14 protein-coding genes are annotated in these 15,896 nt (G+C 62.9%); 2 read left to right on the top strand and 12 right to left on the bottom strand.

The genetic code is table 11. The annotated features are described in order from the left end of the window. Positions 1-77: 77 nt before the first annotated feature. From QRN53_RS21845 to QRN53_RS03765, 10 genes are all read right to left on the bottom strand, one after another. Entirely contained in the window at positions 78-419 is a 342-nt protein-coding gene (locus QRN53_RS21845) for a hypothetical protein (protein ID WP_502934815.1), read from the bottom strand. Between the two features lie 131 nt (positions 420-550). Further along, positions 551-838, bottom strand: a complete 288-nt coding sequence (locus QRN53_RS03725; protein ID WP_285242677.1) for a hypothetical protein — start codon at positions 836-838, stop codon at positions 551-553. Between the two features lie 43 nt (positions 839-881). Next, entirely contained in the window at positions 882-2,189 is a 1,308-nt protein-coding gene (locus tag QRN53_RS03730; RefSeq protein ID WP_285242678.1) for an MFS transporter, read from the bottom strand. A 32-nt stretch (positions 2,190-2,221) separates the two neighbouring features. Then, positions 2,222-2,920: a VOC family protein gene (locus QRN53_RS03735; RefSeq protein ID WP_285242679.1), complete on the bottom strand. Its 699-nt coding sequence runs from the start codon at positions 2,918-2,920 to the stop codon at positions 2,222-2,224. 50 nt (positions 2,921-2,970) lie between these two features. Next, positions 2,971-4,089, bottom strand: coding sequence for an NADH:flavin oxidoreductase/NADH oxidase (locus QRN53_RS03740; RefSeq protein WP_285242680.1), 1,119 nt, complete (start codon positions 4,087-4,089; stop codon positions 2,971-2,973). Beyond that, the gene (locus tag QRN53_RS03745) at positions 4,086-5,063 is read right to left on the bottom strand and encodes an amidohydrolase family protein (RefSeq protein WP_285242681.1); all 978 of its coding nucleotides are present in this window, start codon (positions 5,061-5,063) and stop codon (positions 4,086-4,088) included. The genes QRN53_RS03740 and QRN53_RS03745 overlap by 4 nt, the downstream gene beginning before the upstream one ends. Further along, a complete protein-coding gene (locus QRN53_RS03750) occupies positions 5,060-5,500 on the bottom strand; it encodes a cupin domain-containing protein (protein ID WP_285242682.1) in 441 nt (146 codons plus the stop codon). The genes QRN53_RS03745 and QRN53_RS03750 overlap by 4 nt, the downstream gene beginning before the upstream one ends. A gap of 28 nt (positions 5,501-5,528) precedes the next feature. Beyond that, positions 5,529-6,719 (bottom strand): FAD binding domain-containing protein, encoded by a 1,191-nt coding sequence (locus QRN53_RS03755; RefSeq protein ID WP_285242683.1) that lies wholly within the window; start codon positions 6,717-6,719, stop codon positions 5,529-5,531. Next, a complete protein-coding gene (locus tag QRN53_RS03760) occupies positions 6,716-7,951 on the bottom strand; it encodes an MFS transporter (protein ID WP_350224155.1) in 1,236 nt (411 codons plus the stop codon). The genes QRN53_RS03755 and QRN53_RS03760 overlap by 4 nt, the downstream gene beginning before the upstream one ends. Before the next feature lie 177 nt (positions 7,952-8,128). Beyond that, positions 8,129-9,622 (bottom strand): aldehyde dehydrogenase, encoded by a 1,494-nt coding sequence (locus tag QRN53_RS03765; protein WP_285242684.1) that lies wholly within the window; start codon positions 9,620-9,622, stop codon positions 8,129-8,131. 155 nt (positions 9,623-9,777) lie between these two features. Between QRN53_RS03765 and QRN53_RS03770 the strand changes: the two genes are divergently transcribed. Beyond that, entirely contained in the window at positions 9,778-11,619 is a 1,842-nt protein-coding gene (locus QRN53_RS03770; RefSeq protein WP_285242685.1) for a helix-turn-helix domain-containing protein, read from the top strand. A gap of 60 nt (positions 11,620-11,679) precedes the next feature. On the opposite strand, the gene QRN53_RS03775 is transcribed toward QRN53_RS03770, so the two are convergent. Further along, entirely contained in the window at positions 11,680-12,771 is a 1,092-nt protein-coding gene (locus QRN53_RS03775; RefSeq protein WP_285242686.1) for an SDR family oxidoreductase, read from the bottom strand. A 328-nt stretch (positions 12,772-13,099) separates the two neighbouring features. Here QRN53_RS03775 and katG point away from each other — a divergent pair, with 328 nt between their 5' ends. Further along, complete coding sequence (katG, locus tag QRN53_RS03780; RefSeq protein WP_285242687.1) at positions 13,100-15,394, top strand: catalase/peroxidase HPI; 2,295 nt, start codon at positions 13,100-13,102, stop codon at positions 15,392-15,394. Positions 15,395-15,468: 74 nt separating this feature from the next. On the opposite strand, the gene QRN53_RS03785 is transcribed toward katG, so the two are convergent. After that, positions 15,469-15,861, bottom strand: a complete 393-nt coding sequence (locus QRN53_RS03785) for a nuclear transport factor 2 family protein (protein WP_285242688.1) — start codon at positions 15,859-15,861, stop codon at positions 15,469-15,471. Between the last annotated feature and the right edge of the window lie 35 nt (positions 15,862-15,896).

The raw sequence follows: 15,896 nt of genomic DNA on the forward strand, positions 1-15,896 counted from the left end.
TGTACGTCCGGAGACTGGGGTTTGACCGTGCGTGTTTGCCGGAAAACTGCGGGTTCTCTCACGGCGTACGGCAGGCCTTACGAACAGCTCTGGCTGCCGGGCGTGGAGGGGGACCGGCGAGAGACCTTCGCCTTACCGGTCAGGGCACCATATGCCGCGATCAGGCGCGGTACCACCACATAGACCGCCAGCGGCACCACCAGTGCAGTGAGAAGCAGCGCTCGAAGCACCGGGTGCCACGCTTCCATGACGGGCCCAAGGACCAGCATCCCGGTCGACACCAAGGGAAAGATTGCCGTCCACGTGATGAGAGCCCGTACATGGATGGAAGGAGGCGGCGGGGCGACCGTCGGTGCAGCAGCAGGATCAGCTTTAGGTTTGCAGTTTGCATCCATGATCACGAGATTCTCCGTTCGCATATTGCTGTTGGTCCTGGCCAGGTTGGAGGCCTACCCGGTAACAGGCCACCTAGGCGAGGCTCTCCGGAACCTCCCGTGTGGCCAGGCACGGGAGGTTCCGGAGTTCACTGGTAGTCGGTGAAAGTCACCGTCTACTGCATGGTGTTTGATCGCGCATCGCCCATCCCCGCCACGGTTCTAGCTGTCTCCGCCAGGGCAAGCCATTCCCGCCGCTCCTCCTTTTGGCCGAACGGAACGTCAAAGGTTGGTGTGACGGAGAACGACCAGTAGTCGTGCTGGATGATTCGGACCCCTGCCCCGCCCAACAGGCCCGCCTCGAGTTCCGCAATTTCGATGGCGCTCGCCAATTCACGTTTCTGGGTGTGCGGTTCGTCCGAGTCAACCGCCAGCGATACGTCTGTCTCCTTGAAAAGGGCCATTTGTCTGATCCGCCGTTGCCTGCAACCGGTGTGCCCGCCGCCGCTAACCGAGTTCGCGGGTGGTCTTGCGGCCCGTTTCCGGTCCAGCCAGAGCCGCGATAGCACCAAGGATGCCCACGGCCACGCACATCCACACTGCCGGCTGCCAGGAGCTTGGACCGGCGCCGAGCGCCTGGGCGATGGTCGGCGCAAAACCTGCAGCCACCAATCCGAGCATGAGCCCCACAGCCATGCCGGTGTACCGCACCTTCGACGGAAACTGCTCGGCGTAATAGGCGGCACCGACGCCGATGGCCATGCTGTAGAAGACGCTGATACCCAGGACCGCGGCGACCAGCAGGAGCATGACATTGCCCGAGTCGATAGCGTTGAAGAGGACGAACAGTGTGGAACTGGCACCCACTGCACCGATGATGTAGACGGGGCGTCGTCCGAAACGGTCCGCCCAAATGCCCACAACGGGTGCCATAACCGCGGCACCAATGTTTCCCACGGACACTGCTACCAGCATGGTGACGCTGGAGACGCCTTGGTTCTGGGTGACATAAGCCAGCGTGAACACGTTGAAAATGGTGCCCACGACGTTTATGCAACTGCAGATAAGAACGCGGAGCGTGGCTTTCCAGTGGTAGCGCAGAAGCGTAACGATGGGCAGCGCATCTGTTTTGCCTCCCTCGCGTACTTCTTTGAAGACTTCCGGTTCCTCAAGATTGCGCCGCAGAAGGTAGGCGATGACGGTCAGAACACCACTGATAAGGAACGGGATGCGCCATCCCCAAGAAACAAGCTGTTCCTGGGGCAATGCGGCAATTGGCAGGAAAACCAGCGTGCCCAACGACATGCCCAGTTGCATGCCGCTCATTGAGAAGGCGGTGTAGAACGCCCGTTTGCCGTCCGGGGCGTGTTCTACAGTCAGGCTGCTGGATCCTGGTACCTCTCCGCCTGCCGATATGCCCTGGAGGAGCCGGAGAAGAACCAAGAGAATCGGGGCCGCTAGACCGACAGTTCCGTACGAAGGGAGGATGCCAATGAAGAAGGTGGCGCACCCCATAAACCCTATGGAGAGCATAAGAGCGGTCCTGCGGCCCAGGCGGTCGCCGATGTGCCCCCAAAAAATGGCGCCGAACGGACGGGCGACGTAGGCGACACCGAAGGTTGCGACGGACACCAAGGCACCCGCTCCGCCCGCCATGTCGGAGAAGAATACTTTTCCGAATACAAGGGCCGCGGCAGTGCCATAGATGATGAAGTCGTAGTATTCCAAGGCGCTGCCGAAGAATCCGGAAATAGCAGCTCGACGCACCCTCCGGGCTTTTGTTTGCCCTTCGACGTCTGCAATGGTGGTTGACATTCTGGCTCCTGTGATTTGAGTGAGGCGACGGGTTAGAGAGTGATCGGGTTCAACCGGATGGTTTGCGGGCCGATTGAGGAGTCGAAGGCAACCGCATACAGTCCGTCCGGTCCTCCGTTGTAGGTGATGTCGACGCCGAGTTCCTTTACGCTGGCGACGTCGCCCAGCCACCTTTGAAGGTCGGATTCGGTGCCGCCGATTTCGATCGAGGTGACCCCGGCGCCCTTGACGTCGCCGGTCCCTTCCTGGATGGGTTCCAGGCTCGAGTGTCTGCTCAGGTCGGGGACGTAGTACATGTTTGGCTTCCCCAGGCGCCAGGAGTTCCAGAAGTCTGGAGCATGGGGAACGGGAGGCTTGTCCGCGGAGGGGACCATGGGGACTTTTCCGCCGGAGATTCCCTCCATGGGTGTGATGCCGCGGATCTTGGCGAACTCGAGGATTTCGTCCATGGAGTCGCTGCGAAGGCAGAGACCGGCGAAGCAGTCCCCGGCCTGTGTTTGACGCTCCAATTCCAAGGCCATAGGTGCGCGGTCGGTGATCATTCGGTGGTCAACGATGCTTTCTACTTCGAGGTAGACATGGTTTCCCAGTGAAATGATCTTTTGTCCGAGTCCCAGGCCCGGGAAGTACCCGCCGTCGGACGAACCGATGCCTGTTTCGCGGCTTAGTTCCACGGTGGTGCGGTACAGGTTGTCGGTCCAGACAGCGATGTGATCGAGTGTGATCACCATTGGCTCCTTGATTGAAGGTTTTTGGAGTTTCTTTTTCAGTGGGTCCTGAATCAGGACCGTGACGCTGCAGGCTGGAATTGCCTGCCGAAAGCCCGGGCATACTGGTCCGGATATCCCATTGCGTCACCCAGCTGTTCAGCCGCCTGCCGGGCCCAGCTGGGGTTGCGCAAGAGTTCGCGGCCAACAAACACGGCATCTGCTTGGCCGGCAGCCACCAGGCCAGCTGCCTGGTCGGCTTCCGTGATGAGTCCCACGGCTGCTGTAGGGATGGAGGCTTCCTTGCGGATCTGCTCTGCGAACACCGCTTGATAACTTGGCCCTACGGGAATCTTCGCGTCCGGGACCAGGCCTCCGGTGGAGACATCGAACAGGTCGACTCCGTGTTCCTTCAACGTCTTTGCAAGCAGGACCGACTCGCTGCTGGTCCACCCGCGGCGTTCGTCGTCGGCGTCTCCCGCCAGCCAGTCAGTCGCTGATACCCGGAAGAACAACGGCTTATCAACGGGCCACTCCTGACGCACAGCATCAACGACTTCCACCGCGAATCTCATCCGGTTTGCCAGGGATCCGCCGTACTCATCGGTGCGGTGGTTGGAAGCCGGCGACAGAAACTGGTGAATCAGGTAGCCATGGGCCCCATGGAGTTCCAGCACATCAAAGCCCGCCAGGTTGGCCAGCCGGGCGCTGTGGGCAAACTGCCGGACAAGAGCATGAATTTCCGCACGGGTCAGTTCCTTCGGGGCCGCCAGGCCGCCAAAAGGGACAGCGCTGGGCGCCACGCGCTGCCACATGCCATCTTCAGTACTTTCGCGTTCCCAGGGCCGGCCGGTGGCTGCCTTGCGGCCGGCGTGGACCAGTTGGATACCGGCCGCGGTCTTGTGGTCGTGCAGGAACTTGATGATTCTGCGGTGAGACGTAGCCTGTCGGTCATTCCACAAGCCCAGATCAAAGCGGCTGCTTCGCCCCTCCGGGCTGATGGCGGTTGCTTCGACCATGGCCAAACCCACCCCTCCCAGTGCCCGGGCCGCGAAGTGCTGAAAGTGCCAATCGGTGGCTGCACCGGTGTCGGGTCCGGACGGGGTGGAGGAGAACTGCATCATCGGCGACATCCAGATGCGGTTCCGTATCGTCAGTCCTCGAAGGGTGAGGGGCTGCAGGAGCTGGTTCATCGTGGCTCCATGACGTTTGCAGCGATGCCCAGGAATGCCTCACCGTTGCGCTGGAGTGACGCCCGGTCCAGTCCGTTCTTGTCCACGAAGCCGGGCAGGTCGGCTTCTGCCATGTCGAACGGGTAGTCCGTCCCGCAGAGGATCCTGTCTTCCCCTGCGTGTGTTGCCAGCAGGTCCAGTGCTTTCCCGTCATGGGTGACCGTGTCGAAGTACGCCGAACGGAAAAGATCACGTGGATCCGTGGAACTGCCGGCGCGGACATCGGCCCGCGCCCGCCAGGCGTGCGACCAGCGGCCCAGAAGCGCGGGCGCGCATCCGCCCCCGTGGACGAAGCAGATCCGAAGATCAGGCAGCTCTTCCAGGACGCCCCCAAGAATTCCTGATGCAACCGCTGTTGCTGTCTCCACCGGGTTCCCAATGAGGTTGGCAAGGTAGTAGGAGGTCCATTCAGGGCGTGGCAACTGCATCGGGTGGACCAGCACTGCCAGGTGATGTTCAGCGGCAGAGCGCAGGACGGCCCGAAGCACACCGGTGTCCAACGACTCTCCCCTGAGAACAGGCGGGATGGCCACACCCGCGAGGACGCCCGCCGCAGCAATTGAGCGAATCTGTCGCTGCGCAGCCGCAGCGTCATCAAGCCGGGTCAGGCCGAGGCCGGCGAGACGGCCCGAGGAATCAGCCACCACTTTTGAAAGGCTTGAGTTGTACTCATTGATGTAGTCCTCGGACGGCGAGTTCACTGCGAAGGCAAACGGCGGTGGCGACAAGGCCCGCACCGCGATGCCATGGGCATTCATGTCGGCAATGATTGCGTTGACATCGCTCATGGCCTCGGTCCTGATCGAGAGCGGCAGGTCCCCAAGGAACAACTCGCCGTCCTGGTCCCGCATGCCTCCAAATGGTGAGCCCGACGGAAGGTGGAACAAGCCTGCCGGAAGCCAGTGTGCGTGAACGTCGATCAAATCAGCGTTCATGACGCACCCAACGGCAGCGGCTCGTTGACGGAGTCGAGATGTTCGACGGTGGTGAAAACCAGGTCGGTATGACCGATGTTCTCGATGTCGTGGAGCAGGTACTCCCCTGCACCGAAGTGGAAGTGCCTGGTCTCGCCGGCAGAATACGAGACGTCGCGCGTCGTGCCGTCATGTGTATGCTGCCGGCTGCTGCCGGCGTTGACTGCGGTCCAAAAGTAATCGAGGACATGGCGATGGGTGTGCCAGCGCTCGCCCGGGGCGAGCCGGATTTCCCAGACCCTGACGCGGTCGTTTTGGCTGAGCAGTTTGGACCCTACCTCGCCGTCGAAGGCGTGCGTCTCGAATTCCTTCCGGAGTTCCTCCGACCAGCCGTCGAAGTCTTCTCCTACGAGGGTTCCTGCAAGGGGAAGGTCGCTGAGGAAGCTGTTGGTGCTCATCGTGAGTCCTTTCGTTGGTTTGTTGTGCTTAGCGGCCGGGTCCGTAAAGGCCAAAACGAAGGTCCTTGTCGCCCGGGGTCCAGGTGTTCGTGAATTGGGACCGTTCGCCCATGGCCTTGACACGGGCGAGCAGGTTGCTGCTTAGCTCGAGCTGGCCCGGCTCCCATTTCTCCAACGCTTCGGCAACATTGCCTGCCGCTGCCGTCAATGCGTCGCTGAGGGCCCAGGCGTCGGCTGCGGCTTTCGCGGTGCCGGCAGCTGCGTGGGGTCGTGCAGCGCAGGCAGCGTCGCCAATAAGTGCGACACGGCCGTTGGCCATCTTCGATGCCCTCGAGTCCCAGACAACCTGGATGAACGGGGCCTTCGTGGAGGTGACCAATTCGGCTGCGGCCGGGGCGAGGATCCGGGAGGCCGTCAGGCGCATCTCATCCACGTAGCGGTCCTGGACCTGGTTTGGGTGTATGGAGACCTTGCCCGGGAAGCCCTGCTTGTTGATGAGCATTTCATCGAGTTCGGGACCTTCTGGAACGTTGCGGTACCAGACGTAGTTCATCAGCCGTTGACCCCTGCCAAGACCCCTCTCGCTGGGGATGGGATACATGGTGATCTGGGAGTGGGGAACAACGTTGTACGTGACGGCGTCGTTCAGGAGGCTGGCAGTTTCCTCCGACAGGTCTGCCTCGTCGACCGTCCCGCGCCACCCGATGTAGCCGGAATATTCGAGGGTGACGTCCGGATCAATTCTTGACCGGTTTGCGGAGGTGATTCCATCGGCGATGACCACGAGTGCGGCCTTCTCCTGGCGTCCGCTCACAAACCGTACCGTGACGGAGTCCTCGTCCTGGTCAAAACCGCAGGCAAACTCCCCCAGGTGGTAATGGTCCCGTCCGAAGTCGGCGAGCAAGGCACGGTAGAACGTGCCCCAGGATGTGTGGGACCACGTGCGGGCTTCCCGGTCGATGATGTGGTTTTGTGCATCCAGGTACTGGACCCAGCTCGTGGTGGTGCTGACGTCCTCGGGCCGCTGGGAACTCCGTTCCTGGAACCATCTCAGGGTGTCCGGCTGCAAAACGATGCCCCCGCCGCGGCCATCGAGGTCCGTGGGTGTGCGTTCGTAGATGTCGACGTCGAATCCGAGGTCGCGGAGCAGCAATGCGGCCGTTAGCCCGCCGATCGATCCTCCGATAACGAGTGCGCGCGATCCTTCATAGGCGCTCATGACGAGATTCCTTTCACTGGTGTGTGCTCTTGGGGGACGCCGGCGGTGGCGTCCGTGGGTAGCTCCGCGTCACGGGTTTCCGGGGCGAAGTACAGGCCGATAAGGGCGATAATTCCTGTGGCGGCCAGGACAGCCGTGGCCATTCCGAGGTTGCCGCCGAACCATGAGGATGCGATGACGCCCGCCACGAGCGGGCCTGCCGCGGTGACGTAACGGCCGATGCTGTTTGCCAAGGCAATTCCACTGGCCCGCATGCTCGGTGCGAACATTTCCGGCCCGTAGACGAAGTTCCCGGACAAGGCGCCGAACAGGCCGAACCCCACAATGGGAATGACGGCCAAGTAGGTGGTGTACGAGTGTTCAAAGGGGAAAAGGTAAGCCACGCTGGCCCCGGATATGACGAAGCTGACCAGGAATGCCTTCTTCCGTCCGATGGCATCGGCGATGAAGCCCCAGGACGCGTAGCCGAGGATTCCACCGGCATTGAACAACATGGAGGAGATGGCAACCCGGTGGTTCGCTTCCTGTGCTGGAAGTGATTCCGCCAGTGTCATATCCCGGATGATCTGCGGGTACCACGTGGAGACACTCCAAAATGCGAGCAAGGCCCCCGTGGCCAACGCTGTACAGATCAGAGTTGCCCGCAGATGAGGTGGCGAAAGCAGCCTGCGGAGAACGAACTGGTCCTCTTGGCGGCGGGAACTTTGTCCTTTGCGCTGTTTGCGCCGTGCGATGACGTCGGTGATCTCCTCCGGCTCCGGAACGTACCTGCGAAGGAACCAGACCAGGAACGCGGGAACAACGGCGAGGACCAACATGAAACGCCAGCCGTTTTCGCTCAGCAGGCCATAGGCAAGCGCTGCCATGAAGAACCCTGCTGCATAGCCGGACATCATGACCCCGCATGCCCGGGCACGGTACCTGTTGCGCCAAACCTCGGCAACAAGCGCTGCGCCAACGGGGGCTTCAACCCCCGACCCCAGGCCGGCAATGAAACGCAGGACGCCCAGTTGCCACCACGTGTCTGCGAACGCTGCGGCTGCCGTGAAGACTGCGTAGGTGAGGATGCCGATCGACAGGACGCGGACCCGGCCGAAATAGTCGGCCAATACGCCGAAGAGGATCCCGCCGGTGGCCCATCCTGCCAGGAAGAGGGCCACAGTGAGGCCTCCGAAGAAGCCGATCTGCGCCGAATTAACCACCACTCCCGAGTGCGGCAACAGGTCAGACATTGCCGGGCCCAGAACGAGGGCATAGAGACTGCCCGCGAAGCCATCGAGCGCCCACCCCATAGTGGTGCCGAAAAGTACGAGCCATTGCACCCTTGTTATTTGCTGCCGCCAGCCAGGGGTTACCGAATTCTGTTTGTTCTGAATCACGTGCGCTGTCCTTTCAGGATCCCTGTCCAGTCAGTTCAGGCGCCCGGGAGTGTCGGACCCATACCAGTCGACGTCGGAGTCTGCTGTCCGGACAACGATGGTCTTGATCCAGGTGAAATCATCGAAGGACTCTGTCCCTGCGTCTTTGCCCGCCCCGGATTCCTTGATCCCGCCCCACGGCAGTGACGGCTCAAGCCGGTGGTGGTCGTTGACCCACACCATTCCTGATTCGATGGCGGCAGCCACCCTGTGCCCGCGGGCGAGGTCATGGGTCCATACGGCGGCACCGAGGCCAAAGCGGTTGTCGTTAGCCATCTCAATGGCCTCCGCCTCGGTGTCGAATGGCACGACGACGGCCACAGGCCCGAAAATCTCCTCCCGGGCGACACGCATGCTGTTCGTTGCGTCAGCAAAGACCGTGGGCTGGAGGAAATACCCGTCCCGGAGGTCATCGGGCAGTTCGGGAACACTGCCTCCGGCCGCGAGGCGGGCACCCTCCTCCTGGCCGATCGCAATGTAGTCAAGGACCTTCCGACGCTGCGAGTCACTGATCATCGGGCCCATCTGGGTTTCCGGGTTTGCCGGATCGCCGATCCTGATTGCGTTCGCGCGGGAGGCCAGGGCCTCCACGAACTCGTCGTATCGATTCCTCTGCACTAGGAAACGGGCCCCAGCCACACAGGACTGCCCCGAGGCAACAAAGGCAGCAAAGGCAGCGCCTTCAGCCGCAGCGACGGGATCGTAGTCACCGAATACGATCACCGGGGTCTTACCACCCAGTTCTGCAGTGATCCGGGCAAACCGCGATGCTGTTGCGACGGCTGCGGAGCGGCCGGCCTCAGTACCCCCGGTCAGCGTGATCTTGGCGATGTCAGGGTGTTCAACGAGTCCGATGCCCGCTTCGCGCCCTCCCGTAACGACGTTGATGACTCCCTCCGGTATGCCGGCCTTGGTGACGATCCGGGCAATGGCCAGGGTGGTCAGCGGGGTCAGTTCAGATGGTTTGATCACAACGGTGTTCCCTGTGGCCAAAGCAGCAGACAGGCTCCGTGCCAAAATCAGCGCCGGATGGTTGAACGGCGTGATGATTCCACAGACCCCAAGCGGGCTGCGCTTTTGGTATGTCAGGTAAGGACCGTCGCTGGGCAGGACGGCGTCCCGCTGTGCGGCGAGAAGAGCCGCGTTGTAGCGGAACCACTCGGGTACACGCGACAACTGGGCACGGGTCTCCGTAATCGGGCGGCCATTGTTTTGTGTCTCCAGCGTGAAGAGAGATTCGCTCGCTGCTTCCAGCGCGTCTGCAGCCTTCAGCAGAACCTTTGCGCGTTCGGTCCGGCTCATCCGGGGCCACGGGCCTGACTCAAAAGCCGCACGTGCGGCGGCAACAGCTCTGTCCACATCAACGCGGACGCCGTCCGGGACTGTGGCCAGCGGCCGTCCGGTCGCGGGGTTGGAGATCGTCAGGAATGCTCCGCTTTCGGCGGAAACATCCTTTCCATCGATAAACATCAACTGTTCCAGCATGGGTGCCTCATTTCTTGTCGCCCGTCTGCTTTGACGGCCCTGAAAGGATTCTTTTTCAGTATGCGATTCGACCGGCTTCCCGGATATGTTTGAGGAAACATAATTTTCGAGGAAAGATGTTCCGCTGGACACTATGAGTTATTACACTCATTAGGGTGACGAGCTACAGCAACAGGCAAGGCGGAGGATCTGTCGAGGTCCACCGCTGGCTGGACAGCGTGAGAGCTATTACCCAGACGGTGGCGACCGCCCAACCGCTCCCGCAAGTGCTCGAACTGATTGCCCACACTGCCGCGACCCTCATGAGATATGAATTTTGCGGCGTTCTGTTGCCGGACTCGTCCGGGAGCAGGCTCATGATTGAGGGATCGAGTGGACTTTCACGCGAGTACATCGACCAAGTGAACGCAGACCACCCGGTTTTGTTGCGCCAGGGTACGGCTCCCGAGGCCCCTTCAAGCAAGGCATTCCGGACCGGAAAGCCTGTCGCCATTGCGGACATCCAGGCAGAGCCACAATTTGCTCCCTGGGGTGGCGTCGCCCGCGAGCAGGGATACCGGTCCATGATCTCCGTACCCCTGTTGGAATCGGGTCAACGAGCTATTGGCACCCTGAACTGCTACCGCAGGGGAACACACGATTTTGGCCAGCAGGAGATCGCGCTTCTATCGGTACTGGCAGACCACGCGGCCATAGCTCTCACCACTTCCCGCCTGCGTTCGGATGAAGCCCGCCGAATGGACGAATTGGTCCGGCTTAACGGAGAGCTGCATACACAACGGGATCTTCTTGAAAAGTCCGAAGAGATCCACCAGAAGCTGACTGACATCGCGTTGCGGGGTGGCGGTGTACGCGGGATTGCTGTCGCCCTGTCGAATTTGATTTCACGCGCTGTTCTGATCGAAGACGCCCAGGGGGCGGTGATCGGACAGTCGGGCCTTGATGCAGGGCTTTTCGACGAAAAGACCAGAGCCGGCGACAGGGACGATCCGTCCCCGGCTTTCGAGGTCTTCCCGGTGATCCTGAACGATAGTGAAGTCGCAAGGATCTGGACTGTGACCGGCTCGCAAACGCTGGCTCCGATCGAGACCCGCGCCATCGAACATGCCACAGTGGTGACATCACTCGAACTTCTTCGGGTGCGAACGGCCGAAGAAGCCCAGTGGCGACTGCAGGGTGAAGTCCTGAGTGACCTCTTGGTCGGCGAACCTTCCGCCATGGATTCGATTCATGCCCGGGCCGAACGCCTGGGCCACGACCTCAGGGTAAAGCACACCCTGATAGGGGTTTCCCTGGCGGAAGTGGCACAGGCTGACGTCAACTTATGCCTTCAGCAGGCTCTCCGGCGGATCAATGCGTGGGCATCGACGCTGAAACCGCGGCCTTTGTGCACCATTCATCACGATCGGATCGTTGTGCTCATCCCCTCGCCGTCCGGCCCCTTGCACGAGCAATCCATAACCGAGAAAATCCGAAGAATGGCCGTCTCGCGCGGTCCCAAGGCCACTGCCACGGCTGTGTCGCGAGGTCCTGTCAACGAGTTGAACATGTACGCACGGGTGTACCGTTCCGTGGCGGGAGCCCTGAACATGCTCGCCCTGGCCGGGCGGACCGATGCATCAGTGACGCTCGACGAGCTCGGGCTGGTAGGCCTGCTGCTCCAGCTGGATGACTCCAGCCAGCTGCTCCGATACGCAGATCAGGCGCTGGGTCCCGTACGCAGGCACGACGAGGCCCGGGGAACCGAACTGCTCAAGACGCTGCGAACGTACTTTGCTTCCGGACAACTGAATGCGGAAACCGCACGCCTTCTTCAGGTTCACCCCAACACAGTGGCGCAGCGGCTTCGCCGCATACAAACCTTAACGAACAGGGACCTGAACCGCCCGGACCATGCAATGGACCTGGCCGCCGCCCTCGCCATCGGCGACGTCGCCGACTCAAAGTTCGTAGCGGCGAATGACCCAGCCGGCGTGCCACCGCTGGCTGCCGGCTAGCTCCAGGAACGGCGCCCACGCCCATTGCCCGTCGGGTGAGCCGGAGCGGCCCCGATCGAGTCAGGGAATCAGGCGATCCGCGCGGTAGCGGTCGAACAGCGCGGTGAACGCATCCAGCGTCCGCCGGTACCCCGTAAAGCCGGCGTCCCTGCTCTTGCCCATATCGGTCACCACTTCGATGCCGCGGCCCAGGTCGCCGTCGGTGTGCCACCAGCTCGCAACGCGGGCCAAGTCCGGTTCGCGCAGGTCGTTCCCCGCGGCGATCCGCCGCCACTGGTCCTCCCGGCCTGCCATGGACTGCTCAAGCGGACGGGGCTGCCCCTGGTAGCCCTCCCACTCCACACCGAAGTAGGCGGCGAGCTTGGGCCACATCCACCGCCAGCGGAACACATCGCCGTTGACGATGTTGAAGGCCTCGTTGGCGCCCGCTGGAGTGGTTGAAGCCCAGAGCATGTGCTCGGCAAGCAGGCCGGCATCAGTCATGTCGGTCAGCCCGTTCCACTGCGTTTCAGACCCCGGGAACACAAACGGCTCCCCGCTGTCCCGGCACAAGGTGGCCTGTGCCGCCAGCGTGAGGCCCATGTTCATGGCATTGCCCACGGCGTGCCCAATCACAGTGTGCGCGCGGTGCACGGACCACGTGAATCCCTGCTCTCCCGCCGCGGCCCACAGCTCATCTTCCTGGGCGTAGTAGAAGTTCCGCACCGGAAGCCGCGGTTCCTCCTCATGGAACGGCGTGTCCGGCATTTCCCCGGCGGCGTACGCCTCGAACGGCCCGAGGTAATGCTTGAGGCCGGTCATCAAGGCAACGTGCGCCACGTCCTTGCCGCGCAGTGCCGCCAGCAAATCCCGCAGCATGCCGGCGTTGACGGCGATGTTCTCTTCCTCGGTGTCCTGCCGCGACCAGGCCGTGAAGAAGACATGGGAGGGGTTCTCCGGAGCAAGCACGGCGGCGAGCGATTCCGCCGAGGTCAGGTCCGCGGAGAGCCACCTGACGCCGGCCCGTTCGGCTCCGGGCCGGCGGGACAAGGCGAGAACTTCCCAGCCTTCGCCGACCAGGGTATCCACCAGGGCGGACCCTGCGATGCCGGTGGCCCCTACGACCAACGCCGTCCGTCCGTTTCCCGCTGCTGTTCCTGCTCCGTTGGTCATAATGCTCCTTCTGGTAGGTGCTTGGTTGCATCCGCGCGTCAGCACGGCCTCACGCGTTGGCGGAGGCCCGCGCGCTGCATCGCGGCGGGACGTCGGACCGGCAAGGGCCCTCTAGCGACAAGTCGAGGGCATGGGCGGATATTCCGCCGCAGCCAACAGCCGTTCCGCAAGCATCACGCCATGAGCATCCTGCGAGGGCGGTGACATGCGGTGTTTCACCGATGGCGTAGGAGGGTCTTTCCCTGTCACCGGTCCATGGTCAAATGGGAGGGTTGCACCGGCTGCCCGAGTCCAACCGCGGCCTCGGCCCAACGGAAGGTAGAAGCACATGACCGAACCCCAAGACCATCCCCAGGTCCCCGCTCCCGGGAGTGAACAGGGCCTGGACCAGAAGGGTGAGGGCGGGTGCCCGGTGGCCCATGGAAGCGCCACGGCCCAGGGCAGCGAAAGTGAAAATCCGGCCATCGACACCCCCACGCCCAAGGGAAACCGGCCGCGGACCAACCAGGACTGGTGGCCCAACCAGCTGGACCTCTCCGTTCTCCACACCCACGGCCAGGCCAGCAACCCGCTGGGGCCGTCCTTCAGCTACCGCAAGGAATTCGAAAAGCTCGACGTCGAGGCCCTGAAGCGGGACATCACCGACGTCCTGACCACCTCGCAGGACTGGTGGCCGGCGGACTTCGGCCACTATGGCGGCCTGATGATCCGCATGAGCTGGCACGCCGCCGGTACCTACCGCCTCCACGACGGCCGCGGCGGCGCCGGCGACGGCAGCCAGCGTTTCGCTCCGCTGAACAGCTGGCCGGACAACGCCAACCTGGACAAGGCGCGCCGCCTGCTGTGGCCGGTCAAGCAAAAGTACGGGCAGAAGCTCTCCTGGGCCGACCTGCTGGTCCTCGCGGGCAACGTGGCCCTGGAATCGATGGGCTTCAAGACGTTCGGCTTCGCCTTTGGCCGCGAGGACGTATGGGAGCCGGAACAGATCATCTGGGGGCCCGAGGACGCCTGGCTCGGGGACGAGCGGTACACCGGTGAAGGCACCATGGCGGACAACGTGGGCTCCACCGAGATGGGCCTGATCTATGTCAACCCTGAAGGCCCCAAGGGCAACCCGGACCCGGTGGCGGCGGCCGCGTTCATCCGCGAGACGTTCAAGCGGATGGCGATGAACGACGAAGAGACCTTCGCGCTGATCGCCGGCGGCCACACGTTCGGAAAGACCCACGGCGCCGGCCCCGCCGATGCCCACGTGGGCCCTGAACCGGAGGCTGCCAACCTGGAGTCACAGGGCCTGGGCTGGCTCAGCACCTACGGGAGCGGCAAGGGCGGCGACACCATCACGTCCGGCCTCGAAGTCACCTGGACGGACAAGCCCACGCAATGGAGCAACCGCTTCCTCGAGATCCTCTTCGAATACGAGTGGGAACTGGTCAAGAGCCCCGGCGGCGCCCACCAATGGGTTGCCAAAGACGCCCCGGAGATCATCCCGGATGCGCATGATCCGGCCAGGAAGCACCGGCCCACCATGCTCACCACCGACCTGTCGCTGCGGTTCGACCCGGCGTACGAGAAGATCGGCCGCCGGTTCCTTCAGAACCCGGACGAGTTCGCCCTCGCGTTCGCCAAGGCCTGGTACAAGCTGCTGCACCGCGACATGGGCCCCGTGGGTCCGCACATGCTGGGCCCGTGGGTGCCGGAGGCGCAGCTGTGGCAGGATCCCGTTCCCGTCGTCGACCATGAACTGATCGGTGAGCAGGACATTGCCCAGCTCAAGGCCAAGCTCCTCGACTCCGGCCTGACCATCCCGCAGCTGGCCGGCACGGCCTGGGCCTCGGCCGCAACGTTCCGGAAGACCGACAAGCGCGGCGGAGCCAACGGTGCCCGGATCCGGCTGGAGCCGCAGCGCAGTTGGGAAGCTCACGAACCCGAGCAGCTGGACGCCGTACTCCCGGTTCTTGAGCGGGTGCAGGAGGAGTTCAACGCGGCACAGTCCGGCGGCAAGAAGGTTTCGCTCGCTGACCTGATCGTGCTGGGTGGCGCGGCAGCCGTGGAAAAAGCAGCAGCCGACGGCGGGTTCCCCGTCACGGTGCCGTTCCGTCCAGGCCGGACGGACGCGGCACAGGAGCAGACCGACGTCGAATCCTTCCAGTACCTGCAGCCGCGGGCCGACGGGTTCCGCAACTACCTGCGCCCCGGCCTGAAGCTCCAGCCGGAAACGCTCCTGCTGGACAGGGCCTACATGCTGGACCTCTCTGCACCGGAAATGACGGCACTGGTGGGCGGCATGCGTGCACTGGGCACCAACGTGGGCGGCTCAAGCCACGGCGTGCTGACGGACAGGCCACAGAAGCTGACCAACGACTTCTTCGTCAACCTGCTCTCGCCCGGCACCAAGTGGAAGGCATCCGAGTCCGAGGAGAACGCTTACGAGATCACCGATGTGGCCACCGGTGAGCTGAAGTGGACCGCCACCGCGGTGGACCTGGTCTTCGGCTCCAACTCGCAGTTGCGGGCCCTGGCCGAGGTCTACGCGAGCGAAGACGCCGGGGAGAAGTTCGTCAACGACTTCGTTGCAGCCTGGGCAAAGGTCATGGAGCTGGACCGCTTCGACCTGAACTGATTGGACCGCGTTCCGGGCCGGCTGCGCGCGCAGCCGGCCCGGAACAATGGCCGGTTCTTTGGGCGGCTCCGGGGTCAGGACCAGAACTCCGAGGACTTTGCGGAATCCTCCTGGAACTCGCTGACCTCTGTGACTTTCCCGTCCTTCACGGTGAAGACCAGGACGCCGTCCTGCTTCAATGACTTCCCGTCGCGTTGCGCTTCCGCGGTCTGCAGGCCAATGGTGTGGTGTTCACCTGCAATCACGTCCCGCAGCTCAACTTTGACTGTTCCGCCTGACCGGGAAAACAGTTCGCCGAAATAGCCCAATACTTCCTGCAGGCCATGCTTGTCGCCCGCGAGGTCGCTGCTGCCGCCAACCCGGTAGACGGCATCAGGGGCGAACAGCCCCTTGAGGGTTTCCACGTCGCCTGCGTTGAAGGCTTCGTAACCGCGCCGCACCAGTGCCGCGTCTTCTTCAATTCCCATCTCGAACCCTTTCCGTCATCTTTCTCGGGGGTCCC

The sequence above is a fragment of the Pseudarthrobacter sp. fls2-241-R2A-127 genome, from assembly GCF_030209355.1.
Classification (GTDB): Bacteria; Actinomycetota; Actinomycetes; order Actinomycetales; family Micrococcaceae; genus Arthrobacter.

Coding starts and splice junctions, on each gene's coding strand:
- QRN53_RS21845 (WP_502934815.1), bottom strand. CDS start 419: ATGCGAACGGAGAATCTCGTGATCATGGATGCAAACTGCAAACCTAAA.
- QRN53_RS03725 (WP_285242677.1), bottom strand. CDS start 838: ATGGCCCTTTTCAAGGAGACAGACGTATCGCTGGCGGTTGACTCGGAC.
- QRN53_RS03730 (WP_285242678.1), bottom strand. CDS start 2,189: ATGTCAACCACCATTGCAGACGTCGAAGGGCAAACAAAAGCCCGGAGG.
- QRN53_RS03735 (WP_285242679.1), bottom strand. CDS start 2,920: ATGGTGATCACACTCGATCACATCGCTGTCTGGACCGACAACCTGTAC.
- QRN53_RS03740 (WP_285242680.1), bottom strand. CDS start 4,089: ATGAACCAGCTCCTGCAGCCCCTCACCCTTCGAGGACTGACGATACGG.
- QRN53_RS03745 (WP_285242681.1), bottom strand. CDS start 5,063: ATGAACGCTGATTTGATCGACGTTCACGCACACTGGCTTCCGGCAGGC.
- QRN53_RS03750 (WP_285242682.1), bottom strand. CDS start 5,500: ATGAGCACCAACAGCTTCCTCAGCGACCTTCCCCTTGCAGGAACCCTC.
- QRN53_RS03755 (WP_285242683.1), bottom strand. CDS start 6,719: ATGAGCGCCTATGAAGGATCGCGCGCACTCGTTATCGGAGGATCGATC.
- QRN53_RS03760 (WP_350224155.1), bottom strand. CDS start 7,951: ATGTCTGACCTGTTGCCGCACTCGGGAGTGGTGGTTAATTCGGCGCAG.
- QRN53_RS03765 (WP_285242684.1), bottom strand. CDS start 9,622: ATGCTGGAACAGTTGATGTTTATCGATGGAAAGGATGTTTCCGCCGAA.
- QRN53_RS03775 (WP_285242686.1), bottom strand. CDS start 12,771: ATGACCAACGGAGCAGGAACAGCAGCGGGAAACGGACGGACGGCGTTG.
- katG (WP_285242687.1), top strand. CDS start 13,100: ATGACCGAACCCCAAGACCATCCCCAGGTCCCCGCTCCCGGGAGTGAA.
- QRN53_RS03785 (WP_285242688.1), bottom strand. CDS start 15,861: ATGGGAATTGAAGAAGACGCGGCACTGGTGCGGCGCGGTTACGAAGCC.